Source organism: Pseudomonas danubii (assembly GCF_042980055.1).
Classification (GTDB): Bacteria; Pseudomonadota; Gammaproteobacteria; order Pseudomonadales; family Pseudomonadaceae; genus Aquipseudomonas; species Aquipseudomonas danubii.
The window spans coordinates 237,945-262,242 of the sequence record NZ_CP116502.1; the positions used below are offsets into that span (position 1 = coordinate 237,945).

The 24,298-nt window shown below is 61.1% G+C and carries 17 protein-coding genes; 10 read left to right on the forward strand and 7 right to left on the reverse strand.

Annotated features, from left to right (window positions below; translation table 11 throughout):
- The first annotated feature begins 46 nt into the window (after positions 1 to 46).
- Complete coding sequence (locus PFZ56_RS01200) at positions 47 to 1,876, forward strand: hypothetical protein (protein WP_170002350.1); 1,830 nt, start codon at positions 47 to 49, stop codon at positions 1,874 to 1,876.
- 3 nt (positions 1,877 to 1,879) lie between these two features.
- Here PFZ56_RS01200 and PFZ56_RS01205 read toward each other — a convergent pair whose 3' ends face one another.
- Together PFZ56_RS01205 and PFZ56_RS01210 are read right to left on the reverse strand one after the other, a co-directional pair.
- Complete coding sequence (locus PFZ56_RS01205) at positions 1,880 to 2,221, reverse strand: hypothetical protein (protein WP_102865440.1); 342 nt, start codon at positions 2,219 to 2,221, stop codon at positions 1,880 to 1,882.
- 213 nt (positions 2,222 to 2,434) lie between these two features.
- On the reverse strand, positions 2,435 to 4,873 hold the full coding sequence (locus PFZ56_RS01210) for a Lon protease family protein (RefSeq protein ID WP_102865439.1): 2,439 nt from the start codon (positions 4,871 to 4,873) through the stop codon (positions 2,435 to 2,437).
- Positions 4,874 to 5,149: 276 nt separating this feature from the next.
- Between PFZ56_RS01210 and PFZ56_RS01215 the strand changes: the two genes are divergently transcribed.
- From PFZ56_RS01215 to PFZ56_RS01230, 4 genes are all read left to right on the forward strand, one after another.
- A complete protein-coding gene (locus tag PFZ56_RS01215) occupies positions 5,150 to 5,638 on the forward strand; it encodes a DUF3015 domain-containing protein (protein WP_011063564.1) in 489 nt (162 codons plus the stop codon).
- Positions 5,639 to 5,730: 92 nt separating this feature from the next.
- Positions 5,731 to 7,584: a DUF4105 domain-containing protein gene (locus PFZ56_RS01220; RefSeq protein WP_102882264.1), complete on the forward strand. Its 1,854-nt coding sequence runs from the start codon at positions 5,731 to 5,733 to the stop codon at positions 7,582 to 7,584.
- Between the two features lie 99 nt (positions 7,585 to 7,683).
- Positions 7,684 to 8,034, forward strand: a complete 351-nt coding sequence (locus PFZ56_RS01225) for a hypothetical protein (protein WP_170002348.1) — start codon at positions 7,684 to 7,686, stop codon at positions 8,032 to 8,034.
- Between the two features lie 72 nt (positions 8,035 to 8,106).
- On the forward strand, positions 8,107 to 8,598 hold the full coding sequence (locus PFZ56_RS01230) for a GreA/GreB family elongation factor (protein ID WP_170002346.1): 492 nt from the start codon (positions 8,107 to 8,109) through the stop codon (positions 8,596 to 8,598).
- 6 nt (positions 8,599 to 8,604) lie between these two features.
- Here PFZ56_RS01230 and gdhA read toward each other — a convergent pair whose 3' ends face one another.
- A complete protein-coding gene (gdhA, locus tag PFZ56_RS01235; RefSeq protein WP_102882267.1) occupies positions 8,605 to 9,942 on the reverse strand; it encodes an NADP-specific glutamate dehydrogenase in 1,338 nt (445 codons plus the stop codon).
- Between the two features lie 322 nt (positions 9,943 to 10,264).
- Entirely contained in the window at positions 10,265 to 11,929 is a 1,665-nt protein-coding gene (gene ettA, locus PFZ56_RS01240; RefSeq protein ID WP_092309880.1) for an energy-dependent translational throttle protein EttA, read from the reverse strand.
- Between the two features lie 282 nt (positions 11,930 to 12,211).
- On the opposite strand from ettA, the gene PFZ56_RS01245 reads away from it, so the two are divergent.
- From PFZ56_RS01245 to PFZ56_RS01265, 5 genes are all read left to right on the forward strand, one after another.
- Complete coding sequence (locus tag PFZ56_RS01245; protein WP_102882268.1) at positions 12,212 to 16,060, forward strand: bifunctional diguanylate cyclase/phosphodiesterase; 3,849 nt, start codon at positions 12,212 to 12,214, stop codon at positions 16,058 to 16,060.
- Positions 16,061 to 16,238: 178 nt separating this feature from the next.
- Positions 16,239 to 17,492: a serine hydroxymethyltransferase gene (gene glyA / locus PFZ56_RS01250; RefSeq protein ID WP_102882269.1), complete on the forward strand. Its 1,254-nt coding sequence runs from the start codon at positions 16,239 to 16,241 to the stop codon at positions 17,490 to 17,492.
- Between the two features lie 338 nt (positions 17,493 to 17,830).
- A complete protein-coding gene (locus PFZ56_RS01255) occupies positions 17,831 to 19,144 on the forward strand; it encodes a C4-dicarboxylate transporter DctA (protein ID WP_102882270.1) in 1,314 nt (437 codons plus the stop codon).
- A gap of 79 nt (positions 19,145 to 19,223) precedes the next feature.
- Positions 19,224 to 19,937, forward strand: a complete 714-nt coding sequence (locus tag PFZ56_RS01260; RefSeq protein ID WP_102882271.1) for a FadR/GntR family transcriptional regulator — start codon at positions 19,224 to 19,226, stop codon at positions 19,935 to 19,937.
- Between the two features lie 37 nt (positions 19,938 to 19,974).
- Complete coding sequence (locus tag PFZ56_RS01265; RefSeq protein WP_170002344.1) at positions 19,975 to 20,682, forward strand: GntR family transcriptional regulator; 708 nt, start codon at positions 19,975 to 19,977, stop codon at positions 20,680 to 20,682.
- 23 nt (positions 20,683 to 20,705) lie between these two features.
- On the opposite strand, the gene yjiA is transcribed toward PFZ56_RS01265, so the two are convergent.
- The 3 genes from yjiA to PFZ56_RS01280 all read right to left on the reverse strand — a co-directional run bounded on the left by yjiA (position 20,706) and on the right by PFZ56_RS01280 (position 24,072).
- A complete protein-coding gene (gene yjiA, locus PFZ56_RS01270; RefSeq protein ID WP_102865429.1) occupies positions 20,706 to 21,677 on the reverse strand; it encodes a GTPase in 972 nt (323 codons plus the stop codon).
- A gap of 114 nt (positions 21,678 to 21,791) precedes the next feature.
- Positions 21,792 to 21,989 carry a YbdD/YjiX family protein gene (locus PFZ56_RS01275; protein WP_007937254.1) on the reverse strand — a complete coding sequence of 66 codons (198 nt, stop codon included), beginning with the start codon at positions 21,987 to 21,989 and terminating at the stop codon, positions 21,792 to 21,794.
- Between the two features lie 16 nt (positions 21,990 to 22,005).
- Positions 22,006 to 24,072, reverse strand: coding sequence for a carbon starvation CstA family protein (locus PFZ56_RS01280; protein WP_102882272.1), 2,067 nt, complete (start codon positions 24,070 to 24,072; stop codon positions 22,006 to 22,008).
- Positions 24,073 to 24,298: the final 226 nt, after the last annotated feature.

Sequence of the window (24,298 nt, forward strand, 5' to 3'; positions counted from 1 at the left end):
CGAAGCCATTGCTCACGCTCACCGACATTGGACAGGAAGACTGGAAATGGATGTGCGATTGCCTTTGGCCAGTGTCGGCCTTGGTCTGGCGCTGCTGATCAGCGGCTGTTCCCCCAGCGACGAAAAGAAACAGGCGAGCCTCGAAGAAAAAACCTTACAGTTTGAACAGTCGCTGGACGCCATCCAGGATCCGAAGCTCAAGGACGCCATTGCCAATCTTGGTGGCTCCCTCCTGCTGCTGGAACGAGCACAGCTCAAACTTGACAGCAAGCCGCTGGAAACCGAATACGGCGACGACAGCCTGGCCCTGCTCAAGCACTATCCCACTGCCCAAGCCTTGGTGGACACCTACGTCAACGGCCTGTTCGTACTGCGCAAATCCTCCAATTCCGACTACCTGACCGATCTGCAGCCCGTCTTCCCCTTCAGCTTCAACATGCCCACACAGTTCCCGTTTCCCCACGGGTTGGAATGGCAGTCGGTCACCCTCAGCAACAAAAAAGTCATTCCCTTCCAAGCCGAATGGTCGGAGACCGATCCGGGCATCCAGCTCAGCCCCTCCAGCTCCAACCTGACCAATCCGGATGACTTGACCATCACCTACCCCTTTATCGAGGGCCTGGAGGTGGACAACAAGAATCAGCCGCAGCCGGTTTCCCTACAAGGCAAGCTGGAGGTGATAGCCCCAGGTCGGGTGCTCGCTTTTGAACTGACCAAGGCCGACATCGGTAAACCGCGTCAGGACGGCAATATCCGCCTGACTCTGTTGACGCTGGACAGGAACGTTGCCGAGATCGAGCTGAGTAATAGCGCCCCCCTGCCCGAAGAAGCCAATGATGCCTCCCTCAATCCCTTGCTGGCCCAGGCCCGTGACAGCAAGGGGCAGATTCTGTCCCGCGCAGGCTCGATCAACGAAAGTGCCCAACAGATCGCCTTCTACCAACAGCAATTGGCCGAGATGCAAAAGCAGAAGGCGTGGAGCGAGGCATTCGAGAAACAACTGGAGGACGAGCAAAAGGCCTTCGACCAGCAACACACCAATCATTACGCCAAGGTGTATTTCAATGGCCTGGTGGATCGGCTGGAAGTCGCGGTACTGGATTTCTCCCAGGCCAGCGTCACGCGCAAGGACCTGGACCTGCCGGTACATCGTTTCGACAGCAATACCACCGACAGGAACATCCAACCGCTGCCAATGCCGGTGGTGGTTTATGACGATCAAGCCCCCCACTACCTCAAGGGCGCACAGCTGGACGAAGAGTCACTGAAAAAATCCGTGACCATCAGCCAGTCGGTGGAAGATGCCAGCGCAGCGCGCATCGAGTTCAGCCACCCGCGGACCTTCAATGATGAGTTGCTGGGCTCAGAGTTCAGCACCAACGATACCCCGCTGACTTTCTTCACCCAGAACGAGAAGGGCCAACGGGGTGAACCGATCGAACTGCCGGACGAGGCCTTCGACATCGACCCGTTGCGGGGCGTCATCACCTACGACCTCAACCTTTTCCCGGAAACCCCCGCCTACGCCGTAGGCTCCATTCCTCTGTTCCTGGCCACCATCGAGAAGAGCAGCATCAACGCTCAACAGCTGCCCAAAGGCCTAGAACTCAGGGGCAACGCCTTGATCGTCGACCAGAAACTCTTTCCTGCAGACGCCTGGCGCTTCTTTGCCAAGGACGCCAGCGGCCAATACCTGAAGGAGATTCTTGCAAGCAGCCACAGTGCCTCGGCCGACGGTACGGCGTTATTCGATGTGCACTACTTCTACGGCGAGCCCAGCCAGTTGGAAAGCTACACCCGCAGCACACTCGACACGGTGCAATACGGCTTTGAGGTCAAGCTCGACAAAGCCGAGTCGGCGCCCCCGGCCCCCTAGGGGTCAGTGTTCGGGATGGAACTGGAAATCACCGGCATGGCGTCCCCGCTCACCATTGATCTGACGTAACTGGGCCTGCAGATGCAGGCACCAGATCTGTGGATCATCGGCCAGCTGATAGCCATGGGTGGTCAGGCTTTCAACAATCGAATCAAGGATGGACTCCGCCACCACAGGTCCACAGAACGGGCCTTGGGACTTGATCGCTGAGGGTTGTTCACCCGCCATTCCGGCGGCGAAGAGAAGGGTCCACATACCGTTGTCCCCCGCCAGTGGGCGGACGCTGCATTCGATACGGGTGACCAAGCCAAGGCATTGGCGGGTGAGGCAAAGGTTGCGCGACATGGCGGCGACCCTCGGTAGAACCACTGTTCAGCCTTCAGTAGAGGACTGTTTCGATCCAGCGACGACTGTCGTTCTCCTTGCCCTGAGAATAGAAGAAAAGCCTGATAAACAAAGTTGACCGATCCAACAGGCGCCGAATGGTCTATTTTGAGAAATTGGCGTCAGCCCACTGACGCCGCTGGCGAGGGACAAAGCCCTCGCCAGCGGCCACTGTCACGCCGGCTTGGCCTCTGTCAGCGCCTCTTGCGCCAGTTCCTTTTCCGCTTCTTTCAGGTCTTCTTCGCTGATCATCTCGGCAATGACCCGCAGGCGCTCCACCACCCGCGCGTTGACGCTGCCTTCGGGGAACTGACCTTCGGCATCCGGTTCACCAGCCGGCTCGCCCACCAGCAGGCTCAGGGCTTCATCAGCCTGACGCACCGCATACACATGGAACTGTCCAGCACGTACGGCCTGCAGCACCTTCTCATCGAGCATCAAAGTGGCCACGTTGGCCTGAGGAATGATCGCACCCTGCTCTCCCGTCAAGCCGCGGGCTTCGCACAGGCGGAAGAAGCCTTCGATCTTCTCGTTGACTCCGCCCACAGCCTGCACCTCGCCGAACTGGTTGATCGAGCCGGTGATGGCGAAACACTGTTTGAGTGGAGTTTTCGACAACGCCGAAATCAACGTGCAGGCCTCCCCCAGCGAAGCACTGTCGCCATCCACGTAGCCGTAGGACTGCTCCAGGGCAATGCTCGCGGAAATCGCCAGGGGGAACTCCTGGGCATAGCGACTGCCCAGGTAACCGGTCAGGATCATCACCCCCTTGGAGTGGATGGGCTGGCCAAGATTGACCTCGCGCTCGATGTCGACGATGCCACTGCCACCGGGGTAGACCGTGGCGGAAATCCGCGCTGGCACGCCGAACGCCGAATCCCCCACCTCCAGTACCGTCAGGCCGTTGCACTTGCCCACGGCCGCACCATCAGTGTCGATGAGAATGATGCCGGCGAGCATGTCATCGAGAATCCGTGCCGATACCCGACCGGTACGCGTCGCCTTGGCCTTCAGCGCCCTTTCGATATGTCCAGCGTCAGTCATTTCGTCGGAAGCCAGGTGGCGGATAAAGTCGGCCTCGCTGACCAATTGGAACAGGTCGCCGATCCGCGCCGACAGACGCCCCTGGTGCTCCGCCAGACGCGCGCTGTAGGTGGCCAGGCGCGCCACCGCATCGGCGGTCAGCGGGGCCATGCCCTCCTCCGAGGTGCGGGTTTTCAGCAACTGGGCAAACTGCTCCAGGCTTTCATCCACCATCGGGATGTCTTCGTCGAAGTCCACCAGTACCCGGAACATTTCCTGGAAGTCCGGATCCAGGTCCTGCAGCGTGTAATACAACTGGCGAGCACCAATGATGATGACCTTGACCTGCAGCGGAATCATCTGCGGCGTCAGGGTCACGGTAGCCAGACGCCCCATCTCGCCCAGAGGCGATTCCATCTTCAGCTTGCGCGATTGCAGGGCACGCTTCAGGGCGTCCCAGACAAAGGGTTCGCTGAGCATCTTCTCGGCTTCCAGAATCAGGAAACCACCATTGGCTCGATGCAGTGCACCGGGACGCAACTGCCGGTACGTGGTGTAGAGCGCGCCCTGGTCGGTGCTGTACTCGATCCGGCCGAACAGGTTGTCGTAGGTCGGATGCGGCTCGAACACCACCGGCGCGCCGCCACTGGCCGGGTGGCCCACCACCAGGCTTGGGCAGTACTGTTCTTCCAACAGCTTGCGTGCCACCGCATCGGTCTTGCTGTCGTCCACCAGTTGCTCGACCACGGTCTTCAATAGATAGACCTGCATGGCTTGCAAGTAACCGCAGACCGCAGCGTTTTCCGCGTACTTCTCGGACAGTGGCGCCAACAACGGCTGCAGGGCCAGGGTGATGGTTTCTTCATTGAGCTGACGCAACTGGTTGCTCGACTCGCGCTTCCACTGCGGCAAGCTCGCCAGCTCTTCATTAAGGCGCTCTTCCAGAGCGGAAATGTCCTCGTGGAAACGCTCGCGATCAGCCTCCGGCAGTTGGGCGAACTCGGCTTCGTCCAGGGCCTTGCCATCGAGCATCGGGGTAAAGGCGATATTGCTGCTGTCGCGGTACAGCGCCACGTCCTTTTCCAGGGCCAGGCGCTCGATCACGTCCAGGGCGCGGTCGTAACGCTGGTTGAACGCGCGGTCGATGGCGCTCTTCTTCTGCTGATAGGACGGATGCTCGAAGACTGCCGGGAACGTCGCCAGCAGGTTATCGATCAAACCGTTGATGTCGCTGATGAAACTGCCCGCGGCACCGGCCGGCAGTTCCAGCGCCCGAGGCTCCCGGGGCTCGTCGAAATTGTTGACATAGACCCAGTCAGACGGGGTCTGCAGGCGCTTGCCTTCAGCCTTCAGGTAGCGCTTTACGAAAGAAAAGCGCCCCGTGCCGGGTTCCCCCATGACAAACACGTTGTAACCGGGGCGTGGCATGGCCACGCCGAACTGCAAGGCTTCGACCGCACGTTCCTGGCCAAGCACGCCGCGAAAGGGCTCCAAATCATTGGTGGTCGAGAAGCTGAACTGTTCAGCAGAGAAAGGACGGGTCAGCGCTTCAGGCGCAAGACGCAGGCTGGCAGCAACAGGATCAGGCATCGGGCTTCCTTACATCAGGCGGGGCAGATGGCGGCATTCTGGCGCCGGGTATGCCCGGCTGGCAAGGCGCGCCTCAGGGGAAAGCATAGACAAGGCGGATACAGCTACCCGCCCCATGTAAAACCAGCTATTTCAGGCATTGTTTTGTAAAAATCTACGGAACCCATGGAACCTGCCTAAACTCCAAACTGCGCGGCTGGATAGATAACCGGCCCACTGGCGCCAATCAGCGCCAGTCTCCCTGTCCATTGGTATGCACACAAAGAGAACAACGCTATGAAACGGATTCTTCTCGGTACTCTTTTCACCGCTGTATCCCTCAACGCCATGGCTCAGGCGCCAGGCGGTCCGGATTGCGGCTGGGGCAACATGCTGTTCGAAGGTCAGCGTGGTACTCCAGCGCACTTCCTGGCTTCCACCACCAACGGCACCTCCGGTAACGCGACCTTCGGCATGACTTCCGGCACCAACGGCTGCTCCACCAATGCATCACTGACTTACGGTGGTAAATCCTGGTTCGCCATGAACGGCATGATGAACGAGCTCTCCGAAGACATGGCCAAGGGCCAAGGCGAAGCCTTGACCACCTACGCCGTGGTACTCGGTGTCGCCCCTGAAGACCGTGCGCACTTTGCTGCGGTCACCCACGAACACTTCCAACAGATCTTCAGCAAGGCTGACGTGACCGCGGAAGATGTGCACACCAATACCCTGGCCGTGTTGAAGAACGATGCGCGCCTGGCGAAATACGCCACTCCAGCTTAAGCTCGACCCGCCCGCTCCCCCCGGGGAGCGGGTTTTGTCTTCTTGACCTTGCCCATCTTGGGTCTTTGTATTTCCGACTTAAGTTGCCCACCATGCTCAAACGCCTTGCCTACCTGGCGCTCTTTGTCTGCGCCCCGCTGTATGCCGCGCCCCACATCGATCCCCAACGTTTGCAGCAACTGGCCAATGACCCGTTCTGGATTTCCATCGGACACTATGAAACCGCCAAGCTGGGCGGCTGGCGCAGTTATGTCAGTGATCCGAAGTTCTTCCTCGCAACCGATGGCGCCCACCATCCCGACGCCGAGCTGAGCGCGACGCTGAACGCCCTCTACGCTGCCCCAGACGCCGGTGACCGGCATGCGCAGTGCGTCTATCCGTCCCGCACCCGCTGGCTCAAGGCACAACTGGGGCTGAATGACTTGCCCCAAGTCGAGTGCAGCGAATTCAAACAATGGTTCAAGGATGTCTCGCCCCACAGCACCGTGATGATTTTCCCCGCGGCCTACCTCAACAGCCCCTCATCGATGTTTGGCCATACCCTGCTACGCATCGACCAGGCCGACGTACAAAGCAACAACACGGCCCTGCTCAGCTACGCGATCAACTTCGGTGCCTATATCGAAGGTTCGGACAACAGCATCCTCTACGCGTGGAAAGGCCTGATGGGCGGCTACCCCGGACTGTTTGCCCTGGTGCCCTACCAGGAGAAGCTTTCGGAGTACCGCAGCCTGGAAAACCGCGACCTGTGGGAGTACCGCCTGAACCTGACGCCAGTTGAAACCGAGCGCATGGTGGAGCACGTCTGGGAGCTCAAGCAGATCAAGTTCGACTACTTCTTCTTCGATGAGAACTGCTCCTACCGCCTGCTGGAGTTGCTACAAGTCGCCAGGCCCAGCCTGCGCCTGACCGGACAATTCCCCTTGACCGCCATTCCCACCGACACGGTGAAGGCGGTCAAGGACGCCGGGCTGGTGGAGCGCATCGACTATCGCCCGTCCCGGGAGCGGGAGCTGCTCAGCCGCGCCCAGCCCCTGAGCCACGACGAACAGCAATGGGTGCTCAAGGTCAGCGCCGATCAGAAACAACTGCAGGGCGCCGAGTTCAAGGCCCTGCCGCGGGCTCGCCAGGCCTTGATCGTCGACGCTGCCTACCGCCTTGAGCGTTACCGGGCCAACGGGCTGGAGCGCGATACCGAGCGTTCCCAGCGCAGCTTCGAACTGTTGCGGGCAATCAACCAGAACCCCGCGCCGGAACTGCAGATCGAACGCCCTGGCCTGCCGGAAGATGGTCACCAGTCCCGTACCTGGCAACTGGGGCTCGGAACCCGGGACGACAAGGCCTTTGCCGAATACGGCCTGCGCATGGCCTACCACGACCTCAATGACAACGCCGAGGGTTTCCCATTAGGGGCGCAGATCGAAATCCTGCAGATGAAACTGCGCCAGTACGAAGGCAACCGCTGGCAGTTGCAACAACTGGACCTGGCGACCATCCGCTCCCTGACTCCACGCAACGAACTGCTGCAACCCTGGTCCTGGCAGGTCACTGGCGGCCTGGAGCGGGTGCCTGGCAAGCACGACGATGAAACCCTGGTCAGCCACGTCAACGGCGGCGCCGGCGGTACCTGGCAGTTGGGCGAGGACACCCTGGGTTTTGTCCTGGGTACCGTGCGGGTAGAACACAACGCCGACTTCGCCGGGTTTATCGCCCCGGCGGCAGGCTTCAACTCCGGGCTGCTGTGGAAGAACCCACTGGGCAACTTCAGCCTCGAAGCCAAGGGCGACTACTTCACCAACGGCGAAGTCCGCCGCAGCCTGAGCCTCAACCAGCAATGGGAACTGTCCCGCAACCTGGGCCTGCGCCTGAGCGCGCAGCGCGAGTTCAGCCAATTGGCTAGCCCGGTCAACGAAGTCATGCTCGAACTCAAGTGGTATCACTATTAAGAACAGCTGCAAGCCTCAAGTTGCCAGCGACAAGGTTTTCACGCGTCGCCGACAATCGCCCTTCTAGACTTCACTCAGGTGAAGCCTGGGAGTGACTCGATGTGGCGTTATGGTTGGGCAGTGCTGGCACTGATCGGTGGTTGTGAGTCGAACCACGAGTATTTGCTCAAGCAAGGCTATCCGCCGGCCTTTGTCGACGGCTTCGACGCTGGCTGCGTCAGCGGCCGTCAGGCGGCAGGATCGATCAGCGGTGAGTATCGCAAGGACGTTCCGCGCTACCTCAAGGACCCGCAGTATGCCGAGGGCTGGAGCGATGGTTTCCGCCAGTGCCAGGGCATGCTGGAGAACCAGGACCGCAATGAGTACCGGGAACGTCACTGGGACGAACGGGAACGTGCCTGGCAGCAGGAGAAGGACCGTGACGCGGCTCGGACTTATCGCTCGCAATAAGTCGTTTTCAGCTAACCGCCCGGGTCAAAAGCCTGCAACCATGGTCCATCGCTCCCTTTAAGGAGAACAACCATGAGCCGCGCTTTCGTCAATGAAGATCTGGCCGCAGCCCAGGTCGAGCAACCCGTGGAACGTCAGATCAGCACCCTGCCCAACTACGTCACGCCCCTGGGTTTTGCCGAGTTGCAGGCCAAGGTGGCAGAACTGCACAGCCAGCACTCGGCACAAACCGACTTGGGGGACGCCGCAGACCAGCAGCAGGTGGCGGAACTGGAGCGGGACCTGCGCTATTTCTCGTCACGCCTGCACAGCGCCCAGGTGGTCAATGCAAGCACCTGCGACAAGGTGCAGATCGGCAGCCGCGTGACCTTTGCCGATGAACAGGATCAGCAGCAGAGCGTGCAGTTGGTCGGTGAGGATCAGGCCGATGTCGCCAGAGGCCTGATCAATTGGGCCTCGCCCCTGGGCCGTGCCCTGATGGGGGCACAACCCGGTGACGAAGTCCTGTGGCAACGGCCGGCTGGGGATCAGTTGATCGAAATCATCCGAATCGAACTGGCCTGAGACGGCTCAGACCACGCCCTGGGCCAGCATGGCATCGGCAACCTTGACGAAGCCGGCGATGTTCGCCCCTTTGACGTAGTTGATCCGACCGTTCTCTTCGCCGTAGTGCACGCAGGCATGGTGGATCGACTGCATGATGGCGTGCAGCTTGCTGTCCACTTCACCGGCAGTCCAGAGCAGGCGCATGGCGTTCTGCGACATCTCCAGCCCGCTCACCGCCACTCCGCCGGCATTGGATGCCTTGCCCGGGGCGAACAGGATGTCGGCCTCGATAAAGATATCCACAGCCTCCAGAGTGGTCGGCATGTTGGCGCCTTCGGCGACGCAGATGCAGCCGTTGCGCAGCAGGGTACGCGCAGCCTCGGCATCCAGTTCGTTCTGTGTGGCGCATGGCAGGGCGATATTGCAGGGCAAGTCCCATGGGGTTTTCCCGGCGCGGAACTCCAGGCCGAATTGAGTCGCCAGTTCGCTGATGCGTCCACGCTTGACGTTCTTCAGTTCCAGCACCGCCAGCCATTGTTCTTCGCTCAGGCCGGACTCGCAGTACAGGGTGCCTTCGGAGTCCGACAGGGAGATCACCTTGCCGCCCAAGTCCATGACCTTGCGGGCCGCGTATTGCGCCACGTTACCGGAACCGGAAATCGCCACTCGCTGACCTTCAACCCGGGCACCACGACGCTTGAGCATTTCTTCGGCGAAGTACACACAACCGAACCCCGTGGCTTCCGGACGGATCAGGCTGCCGCCGTAGCTGATGCCCTTGCCGGTGAATACCGAGGTGAACTGGTTGCTCAAGCGCTTGTACTGACCGAACAGGAAGCCAATTTCCCGGGCTCCGACGCCGATATCGCCCGCAGGCACGTCCACATCGGCACCGATATGCCGGTACAGCTCGGTCATGAAGGCTTGGCAGAAGCGCATCACTTCAGCATCGCTCTTGCCTTTGGGATTGAAGTCGGAGCCACCCTTGCCGCCGCCCATGGGCAGGGACGTCAGGGAGTTCTTGAAGGTCTGCTCGAAGGCGAGGAATTTCAGCACGCCCATGTTGACCGACGGATGGAAGCGCAAGCCGCCCTTGTAGGGACCGATGGCGCTGTTCATCTGGATGCGGAAACCGCGATTGACCCGGACCTTGCCCTGATCGTCGACCCAGGACACGCGAAACACCACAGTGCGTTCCGGTTCGCAGATTCGCTCGAGAATACCGGAGCTCAGATAGTGCGGATTGGCCTCGAGAAATGGCCAAAGGCTGCGCAGGACCTCTTCCACCGCCTGATGAAACTCAGGTTGGTCCGGATCGCGCTTTTTCAGGCGGGCGAGGAAATCTTCGACGGATTCGATCATGGGAAGTCTCGGCAAATTTATTGTCGTTAAGGGGAGATTTGCCCGGGACTTTATCAATTCAACTCGCACCGCGACAGCGCAAAATGTCGCAGATATGAATTTAAATGGTGCATTAGATATAAATGACGACGATTTTCAGGGATTTTGTGCACGGATTTGGTGGTACAAATTGCATGGCCTGCACGTTTTTGGGGAGTCGCAGAAAACCCTTCGCCGGTCAGCCGACGCCTACCGCAACGGCAGTATTTTTGTAGGCGCCGGCTTACCGGCGAACAAAAAAAACGGAGCCCGAAGGCTCCGTTTGTTTCAAGCAGCGAGCCGATCAGGCCAGCTTCTTGTGCCGCACACGGTGCGGTTGCGCTGCGGCTTCGCCCAGGCGCTTCTTGCGATCGGCTTCGTACTCGGTGTAGTTGCCTTCGAAGAACACCGCTTGCGAATCGTCTTCGTACGCCAGGATGTGAGTGGCCACCCGGTCCAGGAACCACCGATCGTGGGAAATCACGATGGCGGCGCCCGGGAAGTCCAGCAGGGCCTCTTCCAGGGAACGCAAGGTTTCGACGTCGAGGTCGTTGGACGGTTCGTCGAGCAGCAGGACGTTGCCGCCCTCTTTCAGGGTCAGGGCCAGGTGCAGACGGCCACGCTCACCACCGGACAGGTCCTTGACGAACTTCTGCTGGTCGCCACCCTTGAAGTTGAAGCGACCGACGTAGGTACGCGACGGGATCTCGTAGTTACCAATGCGGATCTGGTCGGAACCGTCGGAAATCTGCTGGAACACGGTCTTGCTGCCGTCCAGGTCCTCACGGCTCTGATCCACGCAGGCAAGCTGCACGGTCTCACCGATCTCGATGCTGCCCGAATCCGGGGTTTCCTTGCCCATGAGCATGCGGAACAGGGTCGATTTACCGGCACCGTTACCACCGATCACGCCGACAATGGCGCCTTTGGGCATGGAGAACGACAGGTTGTCGATCAGCACGCGGTCGCCGTAGCCCTTGGTGACGTTCTTGAACTCGATGACCTTGTCACCCAGGCGCGGACCGGCCGGGATATAGATCTCGTTGGTTTCGCTGCGCTTCTGGAATTCCTGGGACTGCATTTCCTCGAAGCGTTGCAGACGAGCCTTGGATTTCGACTGGCGGGCCTTGGCGCCTTTGCGCACCCACTCCAGCTCTTCCTTCATGGCCTTTTCATGGGCCGACTGCTGTTTGGATTCCTGGGCCAGACGCGCAGACTTGGCTTCCAGCCAACCCGAATAGTTGCCCTCGTAAGGAATACCGGCGCCGCGGTCGAGTTCGAGAATCCAACCGGCGACGTTGTCCAGGAAGTAACGGTCGTGCGTAATCGCGACCACGGTGCCTGGGAAGTCGTGGAGGAAGTGTTCCAGCCAGGCCACGGAATCGGCATCCAGGTGGTTGGTTGGCTCGTCGAGCAGCAGCATGTCGGGGGCGGACAGCAGCAGGCGGCACAGGGCCACACGACGCTTTTCACCACCGGACAGGTGCTCGACCTTGGCGTCCCAGGCCGGCAGGCGCAGGGCGTCGGCGGCCACTTCCAGCTGGCGCTCCAGGTTATGACCGTCGCTGGCTTGCAGGATGGCTTCCAGCTTGGCCTGCTCGGCGGCCAGCTTGTCGAAATCGGCATCCGGCTCGGCGTAGGCGGCGTAGACTTCGTCCAGGCGTGCCTGGGCGTCCTTGATCACGCTCACCGCTTCCTCGACCACTTCACGCACAGTCTTGGTTGGATCCAGTTGTGGTTCCTGAGGCAGGTAGCCGATATTCAGGTCCGGCATCGGACGGGCTTCACCTTCGAACTCGGTATCGACGCCGGCCATGATTTTCAGCAGCGTGGACTTACCCGAACCGTTGAGGCCCAGTACGCCGATCTTGGCGCCAGGGAAAAAAGACAGGGAGATGTTTTTCAGGATTTCCCGCTTCGGCGGAACAACTTTGCCCAGCCGATGCATGGTGAAGACGTATTGAGCCATGGTGAACCTAGCGTCAGTGACAGATGAATAGAACGGGCCGGGCCCGGGCCAGGCCATGCGCGGCACCGGCATTGACCATGATCAATACCGACGGGCGGAAAAAGCCTGATTGTTTGGAGCTGGAACGCTCCCGCGTAACCGGCAAAACTACCTCAATGCACGATCCAGGTCCAGCCAAGCGGGACTGGCACTTTGCCACAACTCAAGGCATGCTAGCCGCCCTTCGGGCGTCCGGCTTATAGTGCACGTCGCGCCAGCCCAGCCAAACCGCAGGATCACAGCTTGTCCAACGTCATTTCGCCACAGCCCGCGCGCGCTAAAGCCTCCGCGTCGGCCCTTCCTTTGCGGGGCACACTCAAAGGCGCACTGGCGACGCTGGTGCTATTGCTCCTGGCCCTGTTGTTCTGGCAACTGCTCGATCAACTGCAGCAAACCCGCAAGGACCAGCGCCAGCACGCCATCGACTACAGCGCCGATCTGGCCGACCACCTGAGCCTGAACCTGGCGCTCAATGCCCAGATCGCCCTCAATCTGCTACCGACCGTCGAAGCCCCCCAAGACAGCCAGCAACAACAGCAACTGCTGCAAAAGCTCAAGCGCTCCCTGCCGGACGTCCGCAGTTTCGCCCTGCTGGACAGCCAGGGGCAGATCCTCAGCGACAGCGCCACCGACAGTCAGGATGCTCTCTGGCTCGCCGAACTGGTCCAGCGCAGCCGTTCCCAGCGCTATTACTACAGCAATCCTGCCGACGGTTCAGTGGTGCATGTCTTGCTGCACCAGGCCAGTGGCTCGACTCGCAGTTTCTGGATACTGCGCATGTCCCCCAGTTTCCTGCAGACCCTGGTGCGGCAAAGCGAGGAAAGTTTCAAGCCGACCTGGGTGATCGAGAATCGCCTGAGCCGACAGGTGATCAAGCGCGACGAACGCAGCGCCCCGACCCCAGGCATGCTGGACCCCGACGAGATGGCCAGCAGTGTGCTGCTGGTGCCTTTGAACAATAGCGACTGGCAGCTGCGCGGGCTGTTCGACCAACGGGCGGTGATCGAGGAACTGCTGCCGGCCTTTATCGGCAAGTGCCTGCTGGGCCTGGCGTTCTCCCTACTGCCGGTGATTGCCCTGCTCAACATGCGTCGGCGCCAACGCCAGCTCCACGAGGGCCGGCGACGCTATCAGGATATTTTCGAGGGCACAGGGGTCGCCCTCTGCGTCCTGGATATCTCCGGGCTCCCGGACCTGCTCGGCCAACACCATTTACACAACAGCGAGCAGCTCAAGCGCTGGCAATCCAGCCATCCGGACCACCGTCGCCAGTTGCTGAAAGAATTGCGCATCACCGAAGTCAATCAGGTGGCGCTGCGCCTGCTCAATGTCGAATCCAGCGACCAGGCCTGGCAGCTACTGATCGAAGGCTGCCCGAAGAACGGCAACGCCATCGGCGGCCAGTTACTGGAAGCCGTGGTCAACCAGCAGAAACAGTTGGAACTGGAGATCAAGCTCAGCGACGCCCAGGGCAATGACCAGCATCTATGGCTGGTGCTGCGCCTGCCGGAAGCGACTGAGGATTACAGCGCCGTGATCCTCAGCATCAGCGACATCACCAGCCGCAAGCTGATCGAGCTGTCGCTGCTGGAGCGCGAAGGTTTCTGGTCGGACGTGGTGCGCACCGTGCCCGATCACCTGTATGTGCAGGACGTGATCAGCCAACGGATGATCTTCAGCAACCACCACCTGGGCCAGACCCTCGGCTACAACAAGACCGAACTGCACCAGATGGGCGAGTACTTCTGGGAAATCCTCCTGCACCCGGAAGACGCTGACCTCTATCACCGCCTGCGCCAGGAACAGCGCCACTCGGCCTACGCCCAGCTCCTGCAATGCCAACTGCGCTTCCGCCACCGCAGCGGCCAGTGGCGGCGCTTCGAGATCCGCGAACAGGCCCTGGCCCGGGATCGCTACGACCAGGTGACGCGAATCATCGGCGTGGCCAAGGACATCACCGACCAGATCGAGGCCAGCGAGTCGCTGCGTGACAGCGAACAGCGCTACCGCATGCTCGCCGAAAGCATCAGCGACGTGATCTTCTCCACTGACAACAAGCTGTCGCTGAACTACGTCAGCCCCTCGGTGCATGCGGTGCTCGGCTACGACGTGGAGTGGATCTTCCAGAATGGCTGGCAGTCCACCATCGCCAACCCACAGCAACTGGCCGGCATCTACACCCTGATGGACCGGGTCAGCAAGGCCCTGGACAAACCCGAGCAACTGGCGCAGTTGCGCAGCCAGGTGCAGACCCAGCTGTTCCTGTTCGACTGCCTGCGAGCCGATGGGCGCAAGATCCCCATCGAACTGCGCCTGGTCCTGGTGTGGGACGAACACGGCGCCTTCGAGGGCGTGCTCGGGGTTGGCCGCGATATCAGCCAGCAACGCCGGGCGGAAAAAGACCTGCGCATGGCGGCCACGGTATTCGAGCACTCGACCTCGGCGATCCTGATCACCGACCCCGCCGGCTACATCGTCCAGGCCAACGAAGCCTTCAGCCGGGTCAGCGGCTACGCGGTGTCCCAGGTGCTTGACCAGTTGCCGAACATGCTCACCGTCGACGACCAGCAGGAAGCCCACCTGCGCTATGTGCTCAAGCAGTTGCACCAGCACAGCAGTTGGGAAGGCGAAGTCTGGCTCAAGCGCCGCAATGGCGAGCACTACCCGGCCTGGGTCGGCATCACTGCGGTGCTCGACGATGAAGGCGACCTGGCCAGCTACGTATGCTTCTTCAGCGACATCAGCGAGCGCAAGGCCAGTGAACAGCGGATTCACCGCCTGGCCTACTACGACGCCCTGACCCACCTGCCCAACCGCACCCTGTTCCAGGACCGTCTGCACACCGCGCTGCAATCGGCGGAGCGGCAGAAGTCCTGGGTGGTGCTGATGTTCCTCGATCTGGACCGTTTCAAGCCGATCAACGACTCCCTGGGCCACGCGGCGGGCGATCGCATGCTCAAGGAAATGGCCACCCGCCTGTTGGGTTGCGTCGACGATGACGACACCGTGGCGCGCATGGGTGGCGACGAATTCACCCTGCTCCTGCAACCGCGCGCCAGCCGCGAGATCGCCCTGAACCGGGCCATCAATGTGGCCGAGAAGATCCTCGCCAGCCTGGTCAAGCCCTTCGTCCTCGAAGGTCGGGAGTTCTTCGTCACCGCCAGTATCGGCATCGCCCTGAGCCCTCAGGACGGCAAAGAACTGAGCCAGCTGATGAAGAACGCCGACACCGCGATGTACCACGCCAAGGAGCGCGGCAAGAACAACTTCCAGTTCTACCAGGCCGACATGAACGCCAGTGCCCTGGAGCGCCTGGAGCTGGAAAGCGACCTGCGCCACGCCCTGGAACAGGAAGAGTTCGTGCTCTATTACCAGCCGCAGTTCAGCGGCGACGGCAAACGCCTGACCGGTGCCGAGGCGCTGCTGCGCTGGCGTCATCCGCGCCGCGGGCTGGTGCCGCCGGGCGACTTCATTCCGGTCCTGGAAGAACTGGGCCTGGTGGTGGATGTGGGCGACTGGGTAATCAGCGAAGCCTGCCGCCAGCTCAAGTCCTGGCACCAGGCCAAGGTGCGGGTGCCGAAGGTCTCGGTGAACATTTCCGCGCGGCAGTTCTCCGACGGCCAACTGGGCATGCGCATCGCCACCATCCTCAAGGACACCGGCCTGCCGCCGGCGTGCCTGGAGCTGGAGCTCACCGAAAGTATCCTGATGCGCGAAGTCAGCGAGGCGATGCAGATTCTCGACGGCCTGAAGAATCTAGGCCTGAGCATCGCGGTGGACGACTTCGGCACCGGCTATTCATCGCTGAACTACCTCAAGCAGTTCCCCATCGACGTGCTGAAGATCGACCGCACCTTCGTCGACGGCCTGCCGTCCGGCGAGCAGGATGCGCAGATCGCCCGTGCCATTATCGCCATGGCCCACAGCCTGAACCTGGCGGTAATCGCCGAGGGCGTGGAAACCCACGAGCAGCTGGAGTTCCTGCGCGAACACGGCTGCGACGAGGTCCAGGGCTACCTGTTCGGCCGGCCGATGCCAGCCAACCGCTTCGAAGCGCAGTTCAGCAACGACGCCCTGTTCATGTTCGACTAGAAGCGGTGGCAAGCTTCAAGCGACCAGCGGCAAGAAAGCATGGCGGTTTTCTGCTTGCGGCTTGCTGCTCGTCACTTGAACGCTGCTTCTATGCGACATGATGTCCTTTCATATGCCATCTAAAACCCATTGGGTTAGAATGCCTCCCCTTTCTGCCCCCCGATCCTTGAGGACCGCCATGTTCAGCCGTGATTTGACTATTGCCAAGTACGACGCCGATCTCTTTGCCGCCATGGAGCAAGAAGCTCAGCGTCAGGAAGAGCACATTGAGCTGATCGCTTCGGAAAACTACACCAGCCCAGCGGTGATGGAAGCTCAAGGCTCGGTACTGACCAACAAATACGCCGAAGGCTACCCAGGCAAGCGCTACTACGGCGGTTGCGAATACGTCGACGTGGTTGAGCAGCTGGCCATTGATCGCGCCAAGGAGCTGTTCGGCGCCGACTACGCCAACGTCCAGCCACACGCCGGCTCCCAAGCCAACGCAGCGGTCTACCTGGCCCTGCTGCAAGGCGGCGACACCATCCTGGGCATGAGCCTGGCCCACGGTGGTCACCTGACCCACGGTGCTGCCGTTTCCTCCTCCGGCAAGCTGTACAACGCTGTTCAGTACGGCATCGACGCCAACGGCCTGATCGACTACGACGAAGTCGAGCGCCTGGCCGTCGAGCACAAGCCGAAAATGATCGTGGCCGGTTTCTCCGCCTACTCGCAGATCCTCGACTTCCCGCGTTTCCGCGAAATCGCTGACAAGGTCGGTGCCTACCTGTTCGTCGACATGGCCCACGTGGCCGGTCTGGTCGCCGCTGGCGTCTACCCGAACCCAGTGCCATTCGCCGACGTGGTCACCACCACCACCCACAAGACCCTGCGCGGTCCACGTGGCGGCCTGATCCTGGCTCGCGCCAACGCCGACATCGAGAAGAAGCTGAACTCCGCGGTATTCCCGGGCGCCCAGGGTGGCCCGCTGGAGCACGTGATCGCCGCTAAAGCGATCTGCTTCAAGGAAGCGCTGCAGCCTGAGTTCAAGGCCTACCAGGAACAAGTGGTGAAGAACGCCCAAGCCATGGCCGAAGTGTTCATCGCCCGCGGTTTCGACGTGGTTTCCGGTGGTACCAAGAACCACCTGTTCCTGCTGTCGCTGATCAAGCAGGACATCTCCGGTAAAGACGCCGACGCCGCTCTGGGCAAAGCGTTCATCACCGTGAACAAGAACTCCGTGCCTAACGATCCACGTTCCCCGTTCGTCACCTCCGGCCTGCGCTTCGGTACTCCGGCTGTGACCACCCGTGGCTTCAAGGAAGCCGAGTGCAAGGAACTGGCCGGCTGGATCTGCGACATCCTGGCGGACCTGAACAACGAAGCGGTGATCGACGCCGTGCGTGAGAAGGTCAAGGCCATCTGCAAGAAGCTGCCGGTATACGGCGCTTAATCAGCCCGCAGACCGCAACAGAAAAAGCCCGGCCCAGCGCCGGGCTTTTTTGTGCCTGGATGACCGCCGCACCAGGCGCTGAAAGGAGCCTGCGAGGTCTTGCGAACGCAAGATACTCGGCGATCGCAGCCTACGGCAGCGGCTACAGTGGCCAGGGGAGGAAAAACCACTGGTCAGACCGGTAAAGCCAATTTTCGTTCAGCATCTTGTAAACCCATAAAACCCGAGCGTAGACTGCGCCTGCACTGGACATACCGGTAAGACCACAATAATTAAGTCCTCCATCCGCTGCGCTCCCCCGCGCACGGCAGACAGGACACCGACCAGGATTCCTCCCCATGCTCAGATGGTGCTCGCGTTCGATTTTCCTCCAGGTTGTGCTCGGACTGATGCTCGGCATCGTGTGCGGACTCACCCTCCCCGAATACTCCTCACAACTCAAACCACTGGGCGACGGCTTCATCAAGCTGATCAAGATGCTCATCGGCCTGATCGTGTTCTGCGTGGTGGTCAGCGGCATCTCCGGCGCCGGCGACCTGAAGAAGGTCGGCCGCATCGGCCTCAAATCAGTGATCTACTTCGAAATACTCACCACCATCGCCCTGGTGATCGGCCTGGTCATGGCCTTCAGCACCGGCATCGGCAGCGGCGCCAATATTCACCTGGAGCAGCTGTCCACCGCCGACATGGGCGATATCGCCCAGCGCGGCCAGCACATGCACACCACCACCCAGTTCCTGATGGACCTGATCCCCACATCGGTGATCGGTGCCTTTGCCGAGAACAATATCCTCCAGGTGCTGCTGTTCTCGGTGCTGTTCGGCAGTGCCCTGAACCTGGTAGGCGAAGCGGCCTCGGGCATTTCCCGGCTGATCAATGAACTGAGCCACGTGATCTTCCGCATCATGGGCATGATCGTGCGCCTGGCGCCCATCGGCGTGTTCGGCGCCATCGCCTTCACCACCAGCAAATACGGTCTGGATTCGCTGCAGCACCTGGGCAGCCTGGTGGGCCTGTTCTACCTGACCTGCGTCGCCTTCGTCGCGCTGATCCTCGGCCTGGTCATGCGCCTGTCGGGCCTGCGCATGCTGCCCTTCCTCAAATACCTGCGCGAAGAGTTGCTGATCGTTCTCGGCACCGCCTCCTCCGACGCCGTCCTGCCGCAGATCATGCGCAAGCTGGAGCACCTGGGCATTGGCAGCTCCACCGTAGGCCTGGTGATTCCCACCGGCTACTCGTTCAACCTGGATGGTTTCTCCATCTACCTGACCCTGGCCATCGTCTTCATCGCCAATGCCACCGGCACGCCGTTGTCCATGTCGGACCTGTTGACCATCCTCCTGGTGTCGCTGATCACCTCCAAGGGCGCCCATGGCATTCCCGGTTCGGCCCTGGTGATCCTGGCCGCGACCCTGACCGCGATCCCGGCAATTCCGGTGGTGGGCCTGGTGCTGGTGCTGGCAGTGGACTGGTTCATGGGCATCGGTCGCGCCCTGACCAACCTGATCGGCAACTGCGTGGCCACCGTGGCCATCGCCCGCTGGGAAAAGGACATCGACGTGCAACGGGCCAACAAGGTGCTCAGTGGTCAACAGGGCTATACCTTCCAGGCGCGAAAACCGGTGGCCGGTGCCCACCAGCAGGAATTTTGATCCAACCTTGTGCCTGCCGACGGCAGGCACAACAATCAGCGCGGCAACAGCGCGCTACCGATAGCTCATGGAGTCAACAGTGATCAGCTCGTCAACGGTTGTGAATTCAGTGGTAGAAAAGCTCCGGGCGGCCCTTGCCCGAGGCCAGTGGCGCTCCGGCGACATGCTGCCCGGGCAACGTGAATTGGCCGAGCAACTGGGCATCAGCCGCCCCAGCCTGCGTGAAGCGGTGATCGTCCTGGAAACCCTGGGCCTGGTGCGCTCCATGCCTGGCAAGGGCGTGGTGGTGCTGGATGCGCCCCAGGGCGAAGCCCAGGGTGCCGAGCGCAGCGTGGCCGGCGCCAGCCTCGAGGACGTGCTGCAACTGCGCTACACCCTGGAGCCCTTCATCGTCGGGCTGGTGGCGCAATCCATCAGCAGCAAGGAAGTCGGCCAGCTGCGCCTGACCCTGATGGACATGCGCGAAGCCCTGGAGGCCAATGACAGCGAAGCCGGGGTCAATGCCTACATCGCCTTCCACGAGGAACTGTTCACCCTGACCAGCAACCCGATCTTCCAGAACGTGGTGCAACAGACCAGCAATGCCCTCAAGCAAAGTGCGCAGATCCTGCGTAATTCGCCAGAGCACCTGGCCGAACGCCTGGAAGAGAATGAAGCCGTGGTGCGGGCGATCCGCAACAAGAACAGCGCCCTGGCCAGCGCCGAGATGCGTCGGCACATCCTCCAGGAAGGCCAGCGCATGGGCATCGAACTGAATATTCCGGACGATCACCTGGGCTCCAACGCCCTGTAATCAACCCCCGAGTCAGCAACTGGACTGGAGACAGGCCATGGTCAGCTACGCCCTGAAAAACAACCCCTTCACCCTGGTGGCCAGCCTGCCTCGGCGTCAGTGCGGCGAAAAAAAACTGCTGGTCGATGATGTCTATCCGCAGATCTTCGACGCCATTCTCGAGCAGCGCATCGCCCCCGGCAGCCGCTTCACCGAAGACAGCCTCGGGCAGGCCTTCGGCGTCAGCCGCAGCATCATCCGCCAGGTTCTGGCGCGCTTGTCCCACCAGCAAGTGGTGATCCTGCGGCCCAATTACCGCCCCCAGGTCGCGGCTCCTGACCTGGAACAGACCCGGCAGATCCTGCACGCCCGGCGCCTGACGGAAATCACCCTGGTGCGCCTGGCCTGCCAGCAACCCCGACGCCAGTTGCAGTCCCTGCGACAGTTGATCGCCCGGGAACGTGAAGCCATTGAGCGCGACCAACGCGGCCCGGCCATCCGCCTGTCCGGGGAGTTCCACCTGCAACTGGCTGAAGTGGCCGGCAACGCCCCACTGGCGCAGTTTCTCGGCAGCCTGGTGCCGCTGACCTCCCTGGCCATCGCCCAGTTTGAAGGCCGCGCCCACCACTGCTGCGCCTGGCAAGAGCACGCGACGATCATCGATGCGCTACAGGCGGCTGACGTCGAAAAGGCCGAAGCCCTGATGAACCGCCACCTGGATCACCTGGAACAACGCCTGCTCGGCACAGCGCCCGCCGACCTGTAGGAGTCGGCTGGCCAGCGAAGACTTCAGCCCCCCAGCATCTTCTCGAAGCCCTGCCGGATCTTCTCTTCCGGCAGATCGTCGGCAATGAACACCATCACACTCTCCCGCGCCTCGCCCTCAGCCCATTCGGTATCCCAGTCAAAGCCGTAAAGCTTGAGCACGCCCTGGAACACCATGCGCCGTGGCTCGTCGATCACGTTCAGCACGCCCTTGTAACGCAACAATTGCTTGCCATGATCCTCCAGCAGCTCATTCATGAACTCGCTGAGGCGATCCAGGTCCAGGGCCTGTTCAGTGCGCAGCACCAGGCTGGAAATCCGATCCACCGAGGGTGCCGGGCTCACCGGACGCAGGCTGATGCCGCCGCCCAGATCAGCATTCAAGTTGAAGCCCCGCACATCCAGCAGTTCCGCCAGATCGATCCGGCCGTGCTCCACCAGGCGAATCGGCGCCCGGCGGTTGATCCGCGTCAGGCGCTGGCTGAGGGCCTCGAAGGTCTGCTCATCCACCAGGTCGCGCTTACTCACCAGCAGCCGGTCGGCAAAGCCGATCTGCGCCTGGGCGATGGTCTGGGTCAGGTGGAACTCGGCGTGCTTGGCATCCACCAGGGTAATGATGCCGTCGAGGATGTAGCGCTCACGCAACTCTTCATCAATGAAAAAGGTCTGCGCCACCGGAGCCGGGTCGGCCAATCCGGTGCACTCGATCACCAGTCGATCAAAGGCGATCTCGCCACTGTCCAGGCGCTCCAGCAGCAGATACAGGGCCTTGGTCAGGTCGGTGTGGATGGTGCAGCAGACACAGCCATTGGACAGGGTCATGACCTGGACCGGCTCGTCCCCCAGCAGCTGGGTGTCGATACCGGCATCACTGAACTCATTCTCGATCACGGCGATCTTCAAACCGTGCTCGGCCTTGAGCAGATGACGCAGCAAAGTGGTCTTGCCGGCGCCGAGGAAACCGCTGAGCACGGTGACGGGAATAGGATTTTGCAAAACAGGATCTCCCACGCATAAAAACGTAGGAGCCGGCTGGCCGACGATGGCGTCAATCAGAGCGCTATCGCCGAGCAGCCGGCTCCTACATGGGTGTGGCTTACACGCTGTACTTCAACAGCACTTCGGACCGCCCTTGCCGCCGTACCGGGCTTCCTGGCGTTCACGGAAGAACGCCTCGTACGACATGACCGGCTTGTCCGGGTGCTTGGTTTGCATATGCTCGACGTAGTTGTCGTAGTCGGGCATGCCGACCATCAGGCGCGCGGCCTGACCGAGGTATTTACCGAGGCGACTCAGGTCATTGAACATGGTTGCAATCCTCGGGTTACGCGTCAGGCACAGCCTGGTAGGGCGATTCTTTATCCGTACGCTCCTTGCTGCCCCAAGCCGCGATACCGACCTTGAGCGCGTAGAACAGGATGCTGAACACCACCAGCAGGAACAAGGCGGTCAGGGTCGCGTTGGTGTAGGCGTTGAAGATCACGTGCTGCATCTGCGTGATGTCCTTGGCCGGAGCGAGGATCTGACCATTGGCCATCGCATCGCTGTATTTCTTCGCCAGCGACAGGAAGCCGATCGCCGGGTTGGCGTCGAACAGCTTGATGAAGCCCGCAGTCGTGGTGCAGATCAGCAGCCAGACAGCCGGCAGCAGGGTGACCCAGATGTAGCGCTGGCGCTTCATCTTGATCAGGACCACGGTGCCCAGCATCAGGGCAATACCGGCCAGCATCTGGTTGGAGATGCCGAACAGCGGCCACAAGGTGTTGATGCCGCCCAGCGGATCGATCACGCCCTGGTACAGCAGGTAGCCCCACAGGGACACGCAACCGGCGGTAGCAATCAGGTTGGCGGTCCAGGATTCAGTGCGTTTGAGCGCTGGAACGAAAGACCCCAGCAAATCCTGGAGCATGAAACGACCGGCACGGGTACCGGCATCCACAGCGGTCAGAATGAACAGGGCTTCGAACAGGATCGCGAAGTGGTACCAGAACGCCATGGTGTTCTCACCCGGCAGTACTTGGTGGAGGATCTGCGCGATACCCACCGCCAGGGTCGGTGCCCCACCGGCACGGGCCAGGATGGTGTTTTCACCGATGTCCTTGGCCACCGCCTGCAATTGTTCCGGGCTGATGACAAAGCCCCAACTGCTGACAGTCTGCGCCACGGCCACCACATCACCGCCGACGATGGCCGCCGGGCTGTTCATGGCGAAGTAAACGCCAGGCTCGATCACCGAAGCCGCGACCATGGCCATGATCGCCACGAAGGACTCCATGAGCATGCCGCCGTAGCCGATGTAGCGGGCGTTGGTTTCGTTATCCAGCAGCTTGGGCGTGGTCCCCGAGGAGATCAACGCATGAAAGCCCGACACCGCGCCACAAGCGATGGTGATGAACAGGAACGGGAACAGGCCGCCTTTCCATACCGGGCCAGTGCCATCGGTGAACTGGGTCAGGGCCGGCATTTTCAGCTCGGGCATGGTGATCAGGATGCCAATCGCCAGGGCGATGATGGTACCGATCTTGAGGAAGGTCGACAGATAGTCACGGGGCGCCAGGATCAGCCACACCGGCAGCACCGCGGCGACAAAACCGTAGCCGATCAGCATCCAGGTGATCTGGATGCCGGTGAAGGTAAACATCTTGCCCCAGACCGGATCGGCGGCCACCTGCCCCCCCAGCCAGATGGAACCCAGCAGCAATAGAACGCCGATCAACGAAATCTCGCCGATGCGGCCCGGGCGGATGTAGCGCATGTACACGCCCATGAACACCGCGATCGGAATGGTCGCCATCACCGTGAAGATGCCCCACGGGCTCTCGGCCAGGGCCTTGACCACGATCAGCGCCAGCACCGCGAGGATGATGATCATGATCAGGAAGCAGCCGAACAGCGCAATGGTGCCGGGAATACGCCCCATTTCCTCACGGACCATGTCGCCCAGGGAACGGCCGTTACGCCGGGTGGACAGGAACAGCACCATGAAGTCCTGAACCGCACCGGCCAGGACCACCCCGGCAATCAGCCACAGGGTGCCGGGCAGGTAGCCCATCTGCGCCGCCAGGACCGGGCCCACCAAAGGGCCGGCGCCGGCAATGGCCGCGAAGTGGTGACCGAAGAGAATGTGTTTGTTGGTCGGCACATAGTCCAGACCGTCATTGTTGAGCACGGCGGGAGTGGCCCGACGCGGGTCCAGCTGCATCACATTATTGGCAATGAACAGACTGTAGTACCGGTACGCCACCAGATAGATGGCCACCGCGGCCACCACAATCCACAAGGCGTTGATCGCCTCGCCGCGACGCAATGCAACTACGCCGAGGGCGCACGCTCCTACGATTGCCAGCAGCAGCCAAGGGACATGGCGCAGCAGGCTATTATTATTTTTCATTTTTTTATTCCGGCCAGGGGGATAGAAAAACAGCATTTCGAGTGTAGCGCTACTGTTCTCAAAGACCACCCCCCACGTTGGTCTAGAGCCTTCTTTTATCTTATGAGCGGCATTTTTTTGGAAATTTTTCTGCTCAAGGCGCACCGACACAAAACCCTGAATCAGGCCCATTCGTCCGGCAAGCCGCGAGCACGGCGGCATTGCATTTTTTTTGCGGTCCGATGGC